14 protein-coding genes are annotated in these 17,879 nt (G+C 73.6%); 4 read left to right on the top strand and 10 right to left on the bottom strand.

Translation table 11 applies throughout. The annotated features are described in order from the left end of the window. Window positions 1–12: 12 nt before the first annotated feature. The gene (locus WME98_RS11795; protein WP_437951421.1) at window positions 13–1,086 is read right to left on the bottom strand and encodes an AraC family transcriptional regulator ligand-binding domain-containing protein; all 1,074 of its coding nucleotides are present in this window, start codon (window positions 1,084–1,086) and stop codon (window positions 13–15) included. A gap of 50 nt (window positions 1,087–1,136) precedes the next feature. Here WME98_RS11795 and WME98_RS11790 point away from each other — a divergent pair, with 50 nt between their 5' ends. Continuing rightward, window positions 1,137–2,174 (top strand): Rieske 2Fe-2S domain-containing protein, encoded by a 1,038-nt coding sequence (locus WME98_RS11790; protein WP_437951420.1) that lies wholly within the window; start codon window positions 1,137–1,139, stop codon window positions 2,172–2,174. 61 nt (window positions 2,175–2,235) lie between these two features. Here WME98_RS11790 and WME98_RS11785 read toward each other — a convergent pair whose 3' ends face one another. The 5 genes from WME98_RS11785 to WME98_RS11765 form a co-directional block, all read right to left on the bottom strand. Beyond that, a complete protein-coding gene (locus WME98_RS11785; protein WP_061626061.1) occupies window positions 2,236–2,706 on the bottom strand; it encodes a response regulator in 471 nt (156 codons plus the stop codon). A 489-nt stretch (window positions 2,707–3,195) separates the two neighbouring features. Continuing rightward, window positions 3,196–4,578 carry a sigma-54-dependent transcriptional regulator gene (locus tag WME98_RS11780; RefSeq protein WP_437951419.1) on the bottom strand — a complete coding sequence of 461 codons (1,383 nt, stop codon included), beginning with the start codon at window positions 4,576–4,578 and terminating at the stop codon, window positions 3,196–3,198. Between the two features lie 51 nt (window positions 4,579–4,629). Beyond that, window positions 4,630–6,153, bottom strand: a complete 1,524-nt coding sequence (locus WME98_RS11775) for a sensor histidine kinase (protein ID WP_061626062.1) — start codon at window positions 6,151–6,153, stop codon at window positions 4,630–4,632. 130 nt (window positions 6,154–6,283) lie between these two features. Further along, a complete protein-coding gene (locus tag WME98_RS11770; RefSeq protein WP_437951418.1) occupies window positions 6,284–7,288 on the bottom strand; it encodes a pyridoxamine 5'-phosphate oxidase family protein in 1,005 nt (334 codons plus the stop codon). Beyond that, window positions 7,285–7,908 (bottom strand): glutathione S-transferase family protein, encoded by a 624-nt coding sequence (locus WME98_RS11765; RefSeq protein WP_437951417.1) that lies wholly within the window; start codon window positions 7,906–7,908, stop codon window positions 7,285–7,287. The genes WME98_RS11770 and WME98_RS11765 overlap by 4 nt, the downstream gene beginning before the upstream one ends. A 146-nt stretch (window positions 7,909–8,054) precedes the next feature. Here WME98_RS11765 and WME98_RS11760 point away from each other — a divergent pair, with 146 nt between their 5' ends. Continuing rightward, window positions 8,055–8,954, top strand: a complete 900-nt coding sequence (locus tag WME98_RS11760; RefSeq protein ID WP_437951416.1) for a LysR family transcriptional regulator — start codon at window positions 8,055–8,057, stop codon at window positions 8,952–8,954. Between the two features lie 134 nt (window positions 8,955–9,088). Beyond that, on the top strand, window positions 9,089–10,669 hold the full coding sequence (locus tag WME98_RS11755) for an AAA family ATPase (RefSeq protein WP_437951415.1): 1,581 nt from the start codon (window positions 9,089–9,091) through the stop codon (window positions 10,667–10,669). A gap of 60 nt (window positions 10,670–10,729) precedes the next feature. Here WME98_RS11755 and WME98_RS11750 read toward each other — a convergent pair whose 3' ends face one another. From WME98_RS11750 to WME98_RS11735, 4 genes are all read right to left on the bottom strand, one after another. After that, the gene (locus WME98_RS11750) at window positions 10,730–12,634 is read right to left on the bottom strand and encodes a PAS domain-containing protein (protein ID WP_437951414.1); all 1,905 of its coding nucleotides are present in this window, start codon (window positions 12,632–12,634) and stop codon (window positions 10,730–10,732) included. 91 nt (window positions 12,635–12,725) lie between these two features. Next, window positions 12,726–13,511: an ABC transporter permease gene (locus WME98_RS11745; RefSeq protein ID WP_437322100.1), complete on the bottom strand. Its 786-nt coding sequence runs from the start codon at window positions 13,509–13,511 to the stop codon at window positions 12,726–12,728. Window positions 13,512–13,516: 5 nt separating this feature from the next. Continuing rightward, on the bottom strand, window positions 13,517–14,323 hold the full coding sequence (locus WME98_RS11740) for an ABC transporter permease (RefSeq protein ID WP_437951413.1): 807 nt from the start codon (window positions 14,321–14,323) through the stop codon (window positions 13,517–13,519). Continuing rightward, on the bottom strand, window positions 14,320–15,351 hold the full coding sequence (locus WME98_RS11735; protein WP_061626066.1) for an ABC transporter ATP-binding protein: 1,032 nt from the start codon (window positions 15,349–15,351) through the stop codon (window positions 14,320–14,322). Before WME98_RS11735 ends, WME98_RS11740 begins: the two co-directional genes overlap by 4 nt. 109 nt (window positions 15,352–15,460) lie before the next feature. Here WME98_RS11735 and WME98_RS11730 point away from each other — a divergent pair, with 109 nt between their 5' ends. Further along, window positions 15,461–17,875, top strand: coding sequence for a protein kinase domain-containing protein (locus tag WME98_RS11730; RefSeq protein ID WP_437951412.1), 2,415 nt, complete (start codon window positions 15,461–15,463; stop codon window positions 17,873–17,875). Window positions 17,876–17,879: the final 4 nt, after the last annotated feature.

Here is a 17,879-nt window from a genome sequence, read left to right as displayed (position 1 = left end):
GGCGCGGGCCGCTCACCGTGGCCCGCGCCGCCGCCGGGCGCGGAACGCCTCCGGCGTCGCGCCGGTCCAGCGCCGGAACGCCCGGTGGAAGGCGCTCGGCTCCGAGTAGCCGAGCAGGTAGGCCACCTCGCCGATCGCCATGTCCGCCTCCAGGAGCGCCGCCGCGCGGCCGCGGCGGACCTCGTCGAGCAGGGCGTGGATCGACGTGCCCTCGTCGCCGAGGCGGCGCTGGAGCGTGCGCGGGCTCATCCGCAGGCGCGCCGCGAGCGCGCCCAGGTCGGCCCCCTCGCGCAGCCGCTCGCCGAGGAGCGCTCGCACGCGGTCGGACAGCGCGGGCGGCGCCGCGCCCGGCAGGCTCGCCGCGATGACCTGCACGTGGCGCTCGAGGAAGGCGGCGAGCGCCTCGTTGGCGTGGGGCAGCGGCCGGGCCAGCGCCTCGACGGGCAGGACCAGCTCGGTCTGCGGCGCCCCGAAGCGCACCGGCGAGCCGAGCCGCCGCGCCTTCTCGGCTGGATCGCCCGCGGGCGCATGGCGAAAGCGCACCGCGATCGCCTGGATCGGGTCGCCGCACATGCGGCCGGCGTTCACGAGCACGTCGAACGCGAACATCTCCGCCACCTGGCCGTGGGCTGGCCGATCGGGCCCGAACGGCGCGAAGGTGATGTGCGCAGCGCCGCCGCGGATCTCCAGGGTGTAGCGCTCGCCCTCGTTCCAGACCTGCTGGTAGCGGAGCATCCGGTGGAACGCCTCGCCGAGGGTGGGGCTGCTCATGGCAAGGAAGCCGAGGGCGTCGAAGTGCTCCGGCTGGAATCGCCCGGCGAAATCGAGGCCGAGGTGCGGATCGGCGGCGGCCGTCGCGGCCGCCTCGACGAGCGCGTAGAAGGCCGTGAGCGGGACGCGGGCGTCGGGATCGGCGAGCGCCGCGGCCGGGATCCCCGCGGCCTCGAGCAGCGCGGCGCGGTCCGCCCCGCGCTGCGCGGCGTGGTCGGCGAGCTGCGCGGCGGTGCGGGCCCAGATCGTCGGCGCGCGCGCCGGGGCCCGGGCGGGCTGGCGCCGCAGGTCAGCCCTTGTGGCGCGCGCTGTCACTGCTCCCCCGCCGAGGGAGCCTCAGGCTTCCGGGCAATCGGAGGAGCATCATGCGAAGGCACGGCATCGAGGAAGGGCGCGGCGGGTTCGTCGAGGGCGCCTGGTACATCATCGCGGACGGGGCGCGCGTGGGCAAGCGGCCGGTCACGGTCGAGCGGTTCGGGACGCGCATCGTGCTGTTCCGCGACGAGCGGGGCGCGCTGGTCGCGGCGCGGGCGCGCTGTCCGCACCGGGGCGCGGACCTCGGCCTGGGGCGGGTCGTGGACGGGGCGATCGAGTGCCCGTACCACGGCTTCCGGTTCGCCTCGGACGGGCGCTGCGTGGCGATCCCGTGCGAGGGGCGGGGGGCGACCGGGCGCGGCGTGGCCGAGGTGCTCGCGCTGACGCGCTACGAGGTGCGCGAGCACCGGGGCTTCGTGTGGCTCTTCTGGGGCGAGCGGCCGGACGAGCTGCCGCCGGTGCCCTGGTTCGAGGGGCTGCCGGCGGACGAGCGGCACGCGCACACGGCGTCGACGGACTGGGACGTGCCGTTCGCGCGGGCGATGGAGGGGATGCTCGACCTCCACCACGCGCCGTTCGCGCATCGGCCGTGGGTGCCGGGCATGGGCGCGCTGCTGGACCCGTATGACGTCCGGGTGGAGGGCGACGTCATCCACGCGATGGGGGTGCTCCGTGACGATGACGGGGCGCCGTGGGACGGCCGCCGGGGGTGGAAGTTCGAGATGGAGGTGCGCTTCCCGGGGGCGTTGCGGCTCTCGTTCGGGAAGCTGGTGGTGGGGGTGGTGGGGTGCGCGCCGATCGACGCGGGGCGGACGGCGATCGTGGGGCGGTACTACATGCCGGTCCCGGCGATCGGGCGGCTGCTCGCGCGGCTCGGGCTGCTGATGGAGTTCTGGCTGATCCAGCCGGAAGACGAGCGGATGCTGGCGTCGTCGGAGCCGCGCGACGCGGACCTGGAGGCGTGCCGCTTCGTGCGCGCGGACGCGGGGATCCTCGCGTGGCACAAGATGCGGCGGGCGCGGTTGAAGGCGCAGCGGGAGGGGGAGCCGCAGGGGGAGCCGCGCCGGCTGCCGGTCGAGGCGGGGTGAGGCGCGGCGGCGCGGAGGCGGCGGGCGCGCGGGGCGGCGGGCGCGCGGGGCGGCGGGCGCGTCAGCCACGCATCGAGGCGAGCGTCTGGACGACGACGCGCAGGTCGTCGACGTCGAGCGGTTTGTCGAGCACGGCGTCGGCGCCGAGACGGTAGGCCTCGGCGTGGGTCTCCGGGTCTCCGAACGCGGTGATGAGGACCACGGGGGTGGCCCAGTCGTCGCGGCGCAGGCCGGCGAGCAGCTCAAGGCCGCTCCTGCCTGGCATCCGGATGTCGCTGACGACGACGTCGGCTGGGGCGCCGCCGCCGGAGACCAGCGCGTCGCCCATCAGCTCGAGGAGGTGGTTGGCGTCGCGCGCCTCCAGGACCTCGTAGCCGTCGCGACGGAGGGCGGTGGCGAGCAGCAGCCGCAGCTCCCGGTCGTCCTCGGCGAGGAGAACGCGGACGGGCGTCGCGACGGGGTGGACGCTCGGCAGGGGTTCAGGGGGCACACTCGGGGACCAGGCACGTTCGCGGAGCTGCTCGGGGTTCATGGGTTCTCCTTCGACGGATCCCGAGTGCAGGCAGCGTGCCGTGGGCGGCGGCGGGAACCGGGAGCCGACCCGGGTTGGGCAGGAACCGACCCGGGTTGAGGTGAGAGCCAGGAACCGACCCAGGTTGGGGCGGACCGACCCAGGTTGGGCAGGGCAGACCGACCCGGGTTGAGGTGAAGGCCAGGAACCGACCCAGGTTGGGGCGCCCGACCCAGGTTGGGGCGCCCGGCCCAGGTTGGGGCGCCCGACCCAGGTTGGGGCGCCCGGCCCAGGTTGGCGTGCCCGACCCAGGTTGGGGCGCCCGGCCCAGGTTGGGGCGGCCGGACCCAGGTTGGGCGAGGGGGACCGACCCGGGTTGAGGTGAAGGCCCAGGAACCGACCCAGGTTGAGGTGGCTACCAGGTTGAGCTGGTTACCCAGGTCGAAGCGACCCAACCCAGGTTGAAGCGCCCCGACCCAGGTTGAGGTCGCCGGGGTGTTCCTCCGCGCCTCAGCCGCCCTTCGCCGCCCCGGCGGCCGGCTCCCACCGCTCGAGCTTGCGGTGCAGCGTCTTCCGGTCGAGCCCCAGGATCCGGGCCGCCAGCGTCTTGTTCCCGCCCGCCGCCTCCAGCACCCGCAGGATGTACCGGCGCTCCACCTCCTCGAGCGGCACCAGCTCCGACGGATCATCCCCCGCCACGAGCACATGCGACGGCCGGTGCTCCCGCACCTTCGCCGGCAGATCGTCCACCGTGATCTCCTGGTACCGCGTGAGCGCCACCGCCCGCTCGATGCAGTTCTGGATCTCCCGCACATTGCCCGGCCACGAATACGCAAGCAGCCGCTCGGCGGCCGTGGGCGACAGGCCCACCACCTCCTTGCCCGAGCGCGCGGCGAAGTCCTCCAGGAAGCGCTGCGCGAGCAGCAGCACGTCGCTGCCCCGCGCCCGCACCGGCGGCAGCTCCACGTGGAGCACGTTGATCCGGTAATACAGATCCTCCCGGAACCGGCGCTCCTCGACCGCCTCGTCCAGGTCGCGGTTCGTCGCGGCCACGATGCGCGCATCGAACGGCACCTCCGCGTTCCCGCCCACCGGCCGCACCCGCCGCTCCTGCAGGGCGCGGAGCAGCTTCGGCTGAACCGCGAGCGGCAGCTCCCCGATCTCGTCGAGCAGCAGCGTCCCGCCGTTCGCCTCCACGAACAGCCCGGAGCGCGCCGCGCGCGCGTCGGTGAACGCCCCCCGCGCATGCCCGAAGAGCTCGCTCTCGATCAGCGACTCCGGCACCGCCGCGCAGTTGATCGCCACGAACGGCCCCCCCTTGCGGCGGCTCCGCTCGTGCAGCGCCCGCGCGACGACCTCCTTGCCCGTCCCGCTCTCGCCCGTGATGAGCACCGTCGCCTCCGCGTCGGCGATGCGCTCGATCAGATCCTGCACCGCCCGCATCGCGGCGCTCCGGCCGATGAGGTCCGGGAACGCGCCGGGCCCGGCCACCGCGCGGCGCAGCCGCCGCACCTCGGCCTTGAGCGCGTGGTGCGCGATCGCCCGCTCCAGCGCCAGCGCCAGCGCCTCGATGTCGACCGGCTTGGTCACGTAGTCGTACGCGCCCGCGCGGATCGCCTGCACCGCCGTCTCGATGCTGCCGAAGGCGGTGATCACCACCACCGGCAGATCCGGCCGGATCTCGGCCGCCCGGCGGCAGACCGCGATCCCATCCATGCCGCGCATGTTCAGGTCGGTCAGGAGGACGTCGAAGCGCTCGTCCTCCTCGAGCAGCGCGAGCGCCTCCGCAGGTGAGGTCTGCGTCGTCGTCTCGACGCCCCGCGCGCGGAGATCCGCCGCGAGCCACGCGCACATCGCCTCGTCGTCGTCGATGATCAGCGCTCGCCGTCCCATCTCTCCTCGATCGATTGCGTAATACAGCGCCGGGCCCGCCACCAGCCGTCGCTAGGCCGCCGTTCCGGCCAGCCCGCCCTCGCCCCCGGCCGCCGGCGCCGCGCCCCCCGGGCCGCTCGGGGCGAGGTACACCGTGAACGTCGAGCCCTTGCCGAGCTCGCTCTCCACGTCGAGCCAGCCCCCGTGCTCGCGCACGATGCCGTAGGAGACGCTCAGCCCGAGGCCGGTGCCCTCGCCGACGTCCTTCGTGGTGAAGAACGGCTCGAACACGCGGGAGATGTTCTCGGGCGCGATCCCGTCGCCCTGGTCGATCACCCGTATGGCCACGTGCTCGCCCTCGGCGCCGCCGTGATCGGCCGGCGGGCGGGCGCGCGCGCGCTCGACGCGGACCGTGAGCTCGCCGCCGCGCCTCATCGACTGCATGCCGTTCATCACGAGGTTCGTGAGCACCTGCTGCATCTGCCCGGTGTCCACCTGGGCCTGCGCCCCCGGCGGGGCGAGGTCCGCCTCGTCGAGGCGGAGCGTCACCCCCCGCTTGCGGGCGAGGGGCTCCAGCAGCGCCAGCGTCTGGCGCGCGATCTGCGCGAGATCGGCCGGCGCCTTCTGCGCGACCCGGCGGCGCGCGAAATCGAGCAGCTGCCGGATGATCTTCGTCATCCGATCCGCCTGCTCGGCGATGATGCGCGCGCTGTCCGCCGCCTCCTCCGGCGAGAGGCCGCGGGCGATCATCTTGGCGCGGCCGCCCACCACGTTGAGCGGCGTGCCGAGCTCGTGCGCGATGCCCGACGCCAGCTTGCCCACGGTGGTGAGCCGATCCGCGTGCCGGAGCTGCTCCAGCGCGGCGATGCGCGCGGTCGTCTCCCGGGCGGCGCGCTCGCGCGCCTCGGCGAGGTGCTCGCACATCGCGTTGATCTCGCGCGCGATCTGCCCGAGCTCGTCGCGCTGCGGCAGGATCAGCGGGCCGCCGAGGTCGCCTTCCCCGATGCGCCGCGTCTTGTCGACGAGCCGCTGCGTCGGGCGCCCGACGAGGAGCTGCCCGAAGGTCATCGCCAGCAGGCCGCTCAGCGCCGCGAGGGCGACGATGGTGGTCACCGTGTTGATCACGCTCGCCTGGACGTACGACTCTCCCTCCTCGAGCGACTCCGAGATCTCGATCGCGCCGACGCGCGTCGGGTCCACGGCGACCGGCGCGTAGGTGTAAAAGCGCCCGGTCTTGTCGCCCTCGCGCTGCATCCGGAACACCTCGGTGCCCCCGGCGAGATCGGCGATCTCGTCGGCGGGCAGCGCGGGCGCGAAGCGATCGCCGGGGGGCGCGTCGAGCCAGACCCAGCGGAAGCGCACGCCGTCCTGGCGCTCGCTCGCCTCGTCGAGCACGCGGAGCGCCTCGTCGAGCCCGTCGCGGCGCCACCTCTCGGTGACCGCCGCGCGCAGCGCGATGCCGATGAGGTGCTCGTCGCGCCGCATGTCCGCCTCGAACAGCGCCCGCTCGCGCCGGACCGAGAGGTAGCCGTAGAGGCTCAGCGCCGCGCACATGACGAGGACGAGGGCCAGGGTGAGCTTGCTGGCGAGCCGCATGGGATCCCGGAGGAGGATGCAGGACGCGTGCGCATTCTCAAGCGGGAGCGTCGCTGCGCCGGTCGTTCCGAGGCCGCCCCGGATCTCCCCGGTGGGGCAAAACTCCCCTGGGCAGGCCCCCGCGGCGCCGTCACGCGCGCTCCACGTCCTCCCACGAGCCGGTCGCCGCGAGCTGCGGCGCCGCCACCGGCGCCGACCAGCGCAGCGGCACCGCGTCGTCCGTCCACACGCCCTCGGCCACGCGGAACCGCAGGAGCCGCTGGGCGCCGGCGAAGGCGGCGAGCTCGGCCCCGTCCCAGAGCACCTCGGCCTCTCCGGTCAGCGACAGCACCCCGCCGGACGCGAAGTCCACGAAGAGCAGCCCGGCGCGCGGGTTCAGCGCCAGGTTGCCGAACGTGTTGAACGCGGAGTTCCCGGCGAAATCCGGCGCGGTCAGCGCGGTGCGGCCGTCCTCCTCCGTCACGCGCACGAAGCCGGGCTTGCCGCCCCGGTGGGACACGTCGGCCCCCTCGATCGCGCTGCCCCCGCGCGCGGCCGGCGCGGCGGTCGCGATGAAGAACGTGTCCGCGCGGCGGATCAGCGCCGCGGCGCCGGCGGACAGGATCGGCCCCTCCGCCTGCGCCGCCGGAGGCGCGGCGGCCGCGCCGGGCTCTCTCACGAACACCGGCTCTCGCGCCTGGATGTACTGCGGGCAGTTGCCGAAGCTCTGCCCGACCTCGACGACGAAGCCGCCGTCGCCGGCCTCGACGATCGTGCCGTTCATCCGGTTGCGACGGCGGGTCTCGAGCTGGATGCCGAGCAGGCCCACCGGCGCGCCCGAGGCGAGGTGCGCGGCGAGCGGATCGCCGGGCAGAGGGCGCGCGGTCACGGCGAGCGTCCGCGCATCGGGCGAGGCGATGAACCCCGGCCGCCCCACGAGGAGCGAGGCCCAGGGCCGGCCCCGCGCGTCGAGGCTCCCGACGAGCAGAAACGGCAGCTTCGCGAACAGCTCGCGGTGCTGGTCGGGCATGAAATCCCGGATGATCCTGCGTCCGGCCTTCTCGGCCCGCTCGCGCGCGCCGGCCCGCTCCTGCACGGCCATCTCGCCCGGGTGATAGGGCGACCCCTTGCCGGGCCATCCGAGCAGGGCGTTCACAGGGCCGTCCTTGTCATCGGCGCGAAGCCGGGCAGCTCCTCCACGCGGGCGAGCCACGCGCGCACGTGGCCGTACGGCTCCAGCGACACGCCGCCTTCCGGCGCGTGCGCCGTGTACGTGTACATCGCGATGTCCGCGAGGGTCGGCGCGTCGCCCGCGAGGAAGCGCCGCGCCGAGAGGTGCTGATCCACCACCGTGAGGAGCTGGGCGGCGATCGCCTTGGCCCGATCGACATCCACCTTGGCGCCGAACACGCGCGCGAGGCGCGCCGCCGCGGGCCCCGCCACGAGCTGCCCCGCGGCCACGGAGAGCCATTGCTGCACGCGCGCCGCCGCCACCGGATCGCGCGGGAGCCATCGCCCCGCCGGGTCGTAGCGCGAGGCCAGGTACACGAGGATCGCGTTGCTGTCGGCCAGGGTCACGTCGCCGTCCTCGATCACCGGCACCTGACCGAAGGGGTTCTTGCGCAGGAACTCGGGCGCCTTGTGGGCGCCGCTCTTCAGATCCACGTCGACGAGCTCGAACGGAAGCCGCAGCAGCGACAGGAACAGCTCCACGCGGTGCGCGTGTCCCGAGAGCGGGTGACGATAAAGACGGATGGGTGTGGCAGGGGTCGTCATCGAGGTGTCCTTGGGGAGGGATGGCGTCGAGAGGCGGTCCGGCCCGCGTGGGCTTCCCCGCCTCGCCAGCCGAAGATGCCCATTCCAGCGGCCATGGGTAATACCCATCCTTGACAAGGCACCATTCCAGGAACTGGAATAATCGGATGGATCGGCTGGACACCATGCGCGTGTTCGTCGCGGTCGCCGAGGAGGAGGGCTTCGCGCCCGCGGCGCGGCGGCTGTCCATGTCGCCGCCGGCGGTGACGCGGGCCATCTCCGCGCTGGAGGAGCGGATCGGCACGCGGCTCCTGCACCGCACCACGCGCATCGTCCGCCTCACCGAGGCGGGCGCCCGGTTCCTCGCGGACTGCAAGCGGATCCTCGCGGAGATCGAGGAGGCGGAGGCGTCGGCGGCGGGGTCTCACGCCGCGCTGCGGGGGCCGCTCGGCGTGACGGCGCCGGTCCTGTTCGGGCGGATGTTCGTCGCGCCGATCGTGTTCGATTTCCTGGCGCGCCATCCGCGCGTGTCGGCGCGGACGCTGCTCCTCGACCGGGTCGTGGACATGCTCGACGAGGGGATCGACGTCGCCGTCCGGATCGCCCATCTGCGGGATTCGTCGCTGACCGCGATCCGCGTCGGCTCGGTGCGGCGGGTGGTCTGCGCGTCGCCGGGCTACCTCGCCGCGCGCGGCGCGCCTGCGACGCCGGCCGACCTGGCGCGGCTCGACACCATCTCGTTCTCGCAGACGGGCTCGCCCGAGGAGTGGTCGTTCGGGTCGGGCGCGCGGGTCGAGAAGGTCCTCCCGCCGTCTCGGCTCCTCGTCAACACGGCCGACGTGGCCATCGCGGCGGCCGCTGCCGGGCGGGGGCTCGCGCGCGTGCTCTCGTATCAGATCGGCCCGGAGCTGCGCGACGGGCGCCTCGCCATCGTGCTCCCGGCGTTCGAGCCCCCGCCGGTCCCGATCCACGTCGTGCACCCCGAGGGCCGCCTCGCGGCGGCGAGGGTGCGTGCCTTCGTCGATTTCCTGGTCGAGCGGCTCAGGGCCGAGCCGTGGCTACGCTGATCCGCGACGCCCGGCGGCGCCGCGCTGGCGCGGCGTGCGCCGCTCTCGGGTCGAGCCCGGAGCTCCCGCTCGCCGCGGCGGAGCCCGAGCTTACCGGCTTGCGCGGTCCGCCGCGATCGGGCCAAGGTCGCAGCATGAAGCGCCGGTTCAACACGGCCGGGCCCTGCATCGAGGGGATGCACTACATGATCCCGCCGGCCCGCCGCCTGCCGGAGGCGCCCGGGCTCGTGGAGCAGCTCGGTTATTTCGTGGTGCACGCCCCGCGGCAGACGGGCAAGACCACCGCGCTGCGGGCGCTCGCGCACAGCCTCACGGCCTCGGGCAAGCACGCGGCGGTCCTGCTCTCGTGCGAGGCCGGCCAGGCGGCCGGCGACGACTACGAAGCGGCCGAGCGGATCGTGCTGTCCAACATGCGCAGCGAGGCCGAGTCGAGGCTCGCTCCGGAGCAGCGGCCGCCGCCCTTTCCCGATGCGCCGCCCGGCGATCGTCTGCGGGCGGCGCTGAAGGCCTGGGCACAGGCCTGCCCGCTGCCGCTCGCGCTGATGCTCGACGAGATCGACGCGCTCCGCGACAGCAGCCTCGTGACCGTGCTCCGGCAGCTCCGGGCTGGCTTCCCCGGTCGTCCTCGAGAATTCCCCGCCTCCGTGATCCTCTGCGGTCTGCGTGACGTGCGCGACTATAAAGCCGCGAGCGGCGGCGATCCGTCGCGGCTGGGGACGGCGAGCCCGTTCAACATCAAGCTCGAGTCGCTCCGCCTCGACGACTTCAGCCTCGATGAGGTGCGGGAGCTCTACGGACAGCACACGGCGGACACGGGGCAGGTCTTTGCCGAGGAGGCGATCTCGCGCGCCTTCGAGGCGACGCGGGGGCAGCCGTGGCTGGTGAACGCGCTGGCGCGCGAGATCGTCGAGAAGATGGCCGTGCCGCCCGCGCAGGCCGTTACGGCGGCGCACGTCGAGGAGGCCAAGGAACGGCTGATCCTGGCGCGCGCCACGCACCTGGATTCCCTGGTGGCGAAGCTCGCCGAGCCGCGGGTGAAGCGCTTCATCGAGCCCGTCCTCGCGGGCACCCTGACGGGCAAGGACGGAGCCTACGACGACGACCTGAGCTACTGCCGCGATCTCGGCCTGCTCGCGCGGGACAACCCGCTCCGGATCGCCAACCCCATCTATCACGAGGTGATCGCGCGCGTGCTCGCCGGCTCGGTGGAGGCCGAGATCGTGGCGGAGCCGCGGAGCTTCGTCCTCCCCGACGGCCGCCTCGACTTCGGCCGCGTCCTGCGCGAGTTCGCCGACTTCTGGCGCGAGCACGGCGACGTCTTGGCCGCCGGCCTGCCCTACCACGAGGCGGCGCCGCAGCTCGTGCTGATGGCGTTCCTGCAGCGCGTGGTGAACGGCGGCGGGGTCATCGATCGCGAGTACGGCATCGGCCGCGGCCGGATCGACCTGCTGGTGCGCTGGCCCTACCGCGACGCGAGCGGCGCGCGCGCGTGGCAGCGCGAGGCGCTGGAGCTGAAGGTCTGGCGAGGCAAGACGAGAGATCCGCTGAACAAGGCACTCGCGCAGCTCGACGGCTATCTCGACAAGACGGGGCTCGATGCCGGGGTGCTGGTGATCTTCGACCGGCGGCCGGAGGCCGGCGATATCGAGACGCGCACCCGATTCGAGGAGGCGGAGACGCCTTCGGGGAGGAAGGTGACGCTGCTGCGGGCATAGCCAAGAGCGTCGCGACGAGGAGCGCGACGCGGCGCGCCGGCGTCCGATGGACCGAGCTTGTCACCCGTCGCGCTCGGGCAGCGGCTCCCGCGCGCGCGGCGCCTCGTCCTCGTCCTCGCGCAGCTCCCGCCGCCTCCGGCGCCTCCGGACCGACACCCCGCTCGACTGCATCGCGAAGAGGAGCGCCTCCCGCAGGTTCGAGAGCGTCTTGATGTTCGACAGATCGAGCCCGAGCGACACCACCGTCTGCGCCACCTCGGGCCGGATGCCGACGACGATCCCCTGCGCGCCGAGCATCGCGACGGCGTCGATGAGCCTCAGCACGTGATCGGCCGTGGCCGCGTCCAGCGCGCTCACCCCGGTGAGATCGATGATCGCGTGACGGCAGCGGGTCCGCGCCACGGCCTCGAGCAGCACCTCCATCATCTGCTGCGAGCGCTGCTCGTCCAGCACGCCGAGCACCGGCATCGTCAGGACCCCCTTCCAGACCTCGATGATCGGCGTCGACAGCGCGCGGATCGCCTCCTGCTGCCGCTCGATGATCTCGAGCCGCTCCTTCAGCATGGCCTGGTGGCGCTTCTGCTCCGTGACGTCGGTCGCGCCGCCCGCCATCTGGAACGGCACGCCCCGCTCGTCCCACTCCGCCATGCCGCGGGTGAACACGTCGCGATACTCCCCGTCCTCGCGCCGCAGCCGGTACTCGATCGCGAACGGCCGCCGCTCCTCGAGGTGCGCCTTGAGCGCGGCCTGCATGCGGCTCCGATCGTCGGGGTGCACGCGCTCGAAGAAGCTCATGAACGTCCCGCCCCACGCCTCGCGGCTGACGCCCATCATCTCCAGCATGCGATCGCTCCACTCCGTCGTGTCCTCGCGGATGTTCCAGAACCAGATGCCCTCGTTCGACCCCTCCGCGAACAGCCGGTAGCGCGCCTCGCTCTGCCGCAGGGCGGCCTCGGCCCGGCGCACGTCGGCCACGTCGATCGTGCCGCCGATCCACAGCGCGATGCTCCCCGCCGCGTCGCGCTGCGGCAGCGCCCTCACCACGTGCTCGCGGTAGCTCTGGTCGCTCGCGCGCCGCAGGCGAAACTCCGTCTCGTACGGCTGCCCCGTCTCCAGGCTCCGGGTCCACACCGCGATCGTCTTCTGGACGTCGTCCGGGTGCAGCATGGAGAGCCAGCCCTCGCCGAGCATCTGGTCTTCCGTGCGATCGAAGTAGTCGAGGACGGCCCGGTTCACGAAGTTCAGCTTGCCGTCCGGGCGCGCGGTCCACACCTGGAGGGGCATGGCGTTCCCGAAGGTCCGGAGCTGCGCGTCCAGCTCGCCGGCACGAGCGCCGTGCTGGGACGCCTGCGGGGGCGCGGCGCCGGCGCCGCGCAGCCGGCTCGGCGGCGGCGCCTCGCGGCCGCCCGGGTCGGCGAACGCGGCCCCGAGCGCCCGGGCGAGCGGCTCCTCCAGATCGAGGGTGCGCTCGGCCTCGGTCTCCGCGATCCGGGCGCGCACCAGGCGGAGGAGCTCCTTCCGCACCTCCTCTTCGATCCGGGCGCGCAGGTAGTCCTTCGCGCCGATCTGCGACTCGGCGAACAGCACCGACCCCGCCGCCGGCTCCGCCACGTCGAGGTAGATCCCGAGCGGCGCGCGCGGCCTCGGCGTGATGCGCAGCACGATCGTCGCGTCGAGCCGGTGCTCCGCCGCGTCGGCCTCCCCGGCCGTATCGACCCGGACCGTCAGGACCTGCGGGATCGAGACGTCGACCGCGACGCTCACGCCGCGCGTCACCGTCGCGTCGCCGATCTGGAAGTCGACCGTGAGGCGCGACGGCTTCCCGAGGATCTTGAGCTCCCGCTCCTCGCGGCGCGCGAGCGGCAGGAGCGATATCGCTCGCCGGCGAATCACGTCGTCCGTCATCGTGAGATCGAGGAGGTTCCGGCCAAACTCCTCGAGCGTCAGCCCTCCGTGCTCCACCATGGCTCCTTCCCGCTGCCGCCCCCTCCTCGCGCCAGGAGGTCAGTCGACAAGCCTAGTGCGCGGCGCCGTGCGCCGGAAGGCCTCACGGCGCTCAGCTCGACGCGGAGGTATACCGCCCTATCGCCCGTTTCCACACCGCGCGGCCGACGGCGCCGAAGGCGAGCGCCCCGAGCGCCGCGGCGGCGGCCGTGCGCGGGGCGATGGTGCCGAGCATCGCCTCCGCCGGATAGGTGGTCATCAGCGCGAGCGGGATGACAACGGTGAACGCGATGCGCCAGAACCCGTTGAAGATCGTGACCGGCCAGCGCGCGAAATCGAAGAGGGAGTTGAAGAGGTAAGCCAGGTTGTCGAGGCGCACGACCCAGAACGCGGCGGAGATGACCAGGATGCAGATGGAGTAGAGCACCAGCGTCGCCGTCACGAGCAGGCACAGCGAGAGCGCCAGGTCGAAGGGCGCGGGGGCGCGGCCCATCTTCGTGAACGCATAGACGAAGATCGCCGCCGCGGCCGCGGCGTCCACGACCTTGCGGACCTCGAACCGGGCCGTGGAGACGAGGAACTGCGCGTCCGCCGGCTTGAGCAGCGTGAAGTCGAGCGTGCCCTTGCGGATCTGGTCGACCACGCTGATGAGCGACGGGTTCACGGCCCCCTCCAGGATGCCCTTGAGGAGCGTGAACCACCCGACCACGACGAGCGCGCGCTCGTACGTCCAGCCCTGGACCGGCGGGCGGGCGGCGAGCGCGATGTGGAGCGGGACGAGCCCGACCAGCGTCCAGATGACGGTCATCACCGCGCCGAGCAGGAAATCCCACCGGTACTGCATGCCGAGCGCGAGCGAGACGCGCAGCTGCGTCGCGAGGAGCCGGAGGTAACGCACGCCGCTCACCCGCCGAACGCCGAGAACCGCCGGACGCCCGCGCGCCACGCGACGAGCGCCGCCGCGGCCGTGAAGAGCGCGAACGCCCACTGCACCGCGAGCTCGGTGAGCGCGCGGCCCGGCGCGAGCAGGCCGGTGATGAGCTCGACCGGGAACGCGAGGCTGTACCGGAACGGCAGGGCCCGCGCGACGTCGCCGAGCCACCCGGGGAACAGCTCGAGCGGGACGAGGTAGCCGGCGAAGACCATGAAGGCCGCGAGGTAGACGTCGAACACCGCGGTCGAGCTCTCGATCACGAACGCGAGCGAGCCGATCAGCGCCATCGTGAAGAAGTTGATCATCCAGGCGCCGACGAGCGACGCCGCCCAGATCCCGAGCTCGAGGGGCGTCGGCTGGAACCGCTCGCCCGAGGTGACGGCGAGGGCGACGATCGCGATGGGCAGGCAGAGCGCCGCCCGCAGCGGGAGCGCGGCGAGGTTGTCGGCGGCGAAGGAGATGAGCGGGTGGATCGGCCTGAGCAGGCGCTGCGAGAGGGCGCCGCTCTTGATCTCCATGTTCAGCTCCCACACGAGCCACGAGCCGGTCATCTGCCGGACGATGAGGATGGCCAGGAAATACGCGGTGAAGTCGCTCGCCCCGAAGCGGCCGACCGGCGCGCTCGCCGCCACCGCCGACCAGAGCGCGAGGCTCACGAGCGGCATCGTCGTCGTGAGCATCCAGATCAGCATCTCGGCCCGGTACGCCATCGCGGCCGCGACCCCGACGCGGAGCAGCGTCGGGAACGCCCGGCCCGCCCTGGAGAGCGCGCTCACGACGCGGCCTCGCCCGCGGCGCCCGCCGGCTCGCCGGCCCGCCCCTCGCCCGCGAAGAGCTCCCGCATCACCTCCTCCAGGGGAGGATCCTCGACCGTGAGATCCGCGATGTCGGTCTGGCCGAGCAGCCACGACATGGCCTGGCGCAGCTCCTCCTGCGGCACCTGCAGCACCGCGCGGCCCGGATCGAACGAGAGCACGGCGCCGACCCGCTCGAGGAGCGCCCGGTCGACCGGGCCGCCGAAGCGCAGCGCGATCCGCTTGTGCGGCCGCACGCTGCGCGCGAGCGCCGCGAGGTCGCCGTCGTAGCGCAGCCGACCCTTGTCGATGACGATGACCCGGGGACAGAGCGCCGCCACGTCGTCCATATAGTGGGACGTGAGCACCACCGTGGCCCCGCGCTGCTCGTTGTAGCGGCGGATGAACTCCCGCACGCTGAGCTGCATCGCCACGTCGAGCCCGATCGTCGGCTCGTCGAGGAACAAGATCTCCGGCCGGTGCAGCAGGGCGGCCGCGAGCTCGCACTTCATGCGCTCGCCGAGCGAGAGCTGCCGCGTCGGCTTCGAGGCGATGGCGGCGATCCCGAGCAGGTCTTCCAGCTCACCGAGCGTCTGCTTGAAATCCGCCTCACTGATCCCGTAGATGGCGCGGTTCAGGGCGAAGGTCTCGGCGGGGGGGAGGTCCCAGAGGAGCTGCTGCTTCTGGCCCATGACGAGGGTGATCCGCTTGAGGAAGCCGACCTCGCGGTGCTGTGGGACGAAGCCCGCCACCCGGACCCGGCCGCCCGACGGGTGGAGCAGGCCGGACAGGACCTTCAGCGTCGTCGTCTTGCCGGCGCCGTTCGGGCCCAGGAAGCCGACGCGCTCGCCGGGCGCGATCGAGAACGAGAGGTCCTCGACCGCGTGGACGAGCCGGGTGCGACGCCGGAAGACCGAGCGCACCATGGCCCCGAAGCCGGGGGCGCGCTCGTGGACCTGGTACGATTTGGAGAGCGATTCCACCGCGATGGCGCTCGACGCCTCTGCCATGCTCGGCGGACACTAGCACCTCCGCGCCGGAGCTCCCGCGGCGACCGAATGCTCGCCCCGCGGATCCGGGCTAACCTCAGGGCGCGGGGGCGACTGCCCGGATTCCCCTATGCCGCAGAGCTTCAAGGACGACACGATCCACGACACACCGCTCCCGGCGAGCGGCGCCCGGGCGGGGGCCGAGCCCGCGAACGCCGCCGCGGAGACCGGCCCGCGCCAGGTCCTCGCCGGCCGGTACGAGCTCCTCGGGCTGGTCGGCATCGGCGGCATGGGGAGCGTGTACCGCGCGCGCGACCTGGAGCTCGAGGAGGTCGTCGCCGTCAAGGTGCTGCGGCGCGAGCTCAGCGGCTCGCCCGAGGTGATCGATCGGTTCCGGCGCGAGGTGCGGCTCTCGCGCAAGGTGACGCACCCGAACGTGGCGCGCGTCTTCGACATCGGCGAGCACGAGGGCGACCGGTTCCTGACGATGGAGTTCATCGACGGCGAGGCGCTCGCCGCGCTCCTCGCGCGCGAGCGGCGGCTCGCCGTGGCCCGCGTCATGGACATCGTCGAGGCCGTGTGCGCGGGGCTCGTGGCCGCGCACCGGGCCGGCGTCATCCACCGCGACCTCAAGCCGGACAACGTGCTGCTCGGGCGCGACGGGCGCGTCGTCCTGACCGACTTCGGGATCGCGCGCGCGATCGTGCCCGACGGCGAGGCGGGCAAGACGCTCGGCGCGGTCATGGGGACCCCGGCGTACATGGCGCCCGAGCAGGTGCAGGGCGCCACGGACATCGACGCGCGCGCCGACGTCTACGCGCTCGGCGCCATGCTCTACGAGATGCTCACGGGCGAGCGCGCGTGGCAGGGCGACGCGCCGCTCGCCGTCGCCGCGGCGCGGCTCGTCTCCGACCCTCCGGACCCGCGGCGCCGGCGCGCCGACCTGCCCGACGCGCTCGCGCGCGTGGTGCTCCGCTGCATGGCCCGCTCGCGCGACGAGAGGTACGCGTCCGTCGAGAGCGCCGCGCAGGAGCTCGCGTCGCTCACGCGCCCGGCCACGATCGTCCCGCCGGCGTTCACGCCGCCGCACGAGCGGACGGCGATCTCCGGGGTCTCCGGGGTCATCTCGGGGCCGATCTCCTCGTCGAACGATCCGGGCGGCAAGAGCGTGGCGGTCCTCCCGTTCGCGAACCAGGGCGCGCCGTCCGACGCGTATCTGGCCGAGGAGCTGACCGACGATCTCATCGACACGCTCTCGATGACCCGGGGCCTGCGGGTGAGGTCGCGCGGGTCGCTGCCGCGGCGCCCGGACGGCGAGATCGATCTGCGCGAGCTCGGGCGCGAGCTCGGGGTGCAGGTGGTCGTCGGCGGCTCGGTGCGGCGGCGCGACGGGACGGTGCGGATCAGCGCGCGGCTCGTCTGCGTCGCCGACGGGTTCCAGCTGTGGGCGAAGCGCTTCGACCGCCCCGAGGCCGAGGTGCTGCGGATCAACGACGAGGTGGCCGAGGCGGTCGCCGCGGCGCTGACCCTCGACGCGGCCGCGCCGAGCCGCACGGCGCCGAGCGATCCGGTCGCGCTCGACCTGTTCCTGCGCGGGCGCCACGAGTACCGGAGGTACTGGCCGGAGCACCAGGCGCGCGCGATCGAGCTCTTCGAGCAGGCGCTCGCGCGCGCGCCCGAGGATCCGATGATCCTGTCGGCCTACGCGCTCGCGCGCTCGCGCTTCTGGTTCTTCACGGATCAGGGGGGCGATCTGGCCATACAGGCGGCGGCGCGCGCCGCCGCCGCCGCGCCTGGGCTGCCGGACGCGCGGCTCGCGATGGCGTCGGTGCGGTTCCAGCGCCTCGACGTGATCGGGGCGATGCGGGAGCTCAAGGCCGCGCTCGCGACGCGCTCCGGGAACGCCGAGGCGGAGGGCCTCATCGGCACCATCCTGCTCGAGTGCGGCGCGTTCGAGGAGGGCGCGCGGCGGGCGCGGTCCGCGCTGGCGCGCGATCCCGAGGTGGTGCTCGCGGCGTACGCGCTGGCGCGCGCGTACGCGCTCCAGGACCGGTGGTCGGACGGCGAGGACGTGCTCAGGGCGCTGCCGCACTCGGGCAGCGGATCGGGAAACTCGGTCTACCGGATGCGCAAGGCGATGTGGGAGCGCGACCCGGAGGTGCTCGCGGCGCTCTCGCAGCGGCGCGTGCGCGACGCCTTCCCGTACGCCCCCGACCCGTTCGTGCCGCTGATCGAGGACGTCCTTTCGGATCGGCTGTCGGACGACCGGCCCACGCTGGCGCCGGGCCCGAGCGCGCCCGTCACGGCGCTGCGGCGCACGTCGTTCCTGCGGCAGCTCCAGGCGGAGCTCGCGGCCTTCCTGGGCAAATCGGAGCTCGCGCTGCACGCGCTCGAGCTCTCGCTGGCCGACGGCCTGTTCGACCTGGTCTGGATGGAGCGCTGCCCCGTCTTCGCCTCGCTGCGCGCGAACCCGCGCTACGCGGCGATCCAGGCCGAGGTGGAGCGGCGGGCCTCCGCCGTGGTCGCGGTGTACCGCGAGCGCTGACGCG

Source organism: Sorangium sp. So ce296 (genome assembly GCF_051529605.1).
Lineage (GTDB): Bacteria > Myxococcota_A > Polyangia > Polyangiales > Polyangiaceae > Sorangium > Sorangium cellulosum_D.
The sequence above is the reverse complement of the archived record's forward strand: the minus strand, read 5'-3'. Positions and strand labels throughout refer to the sequence as shown.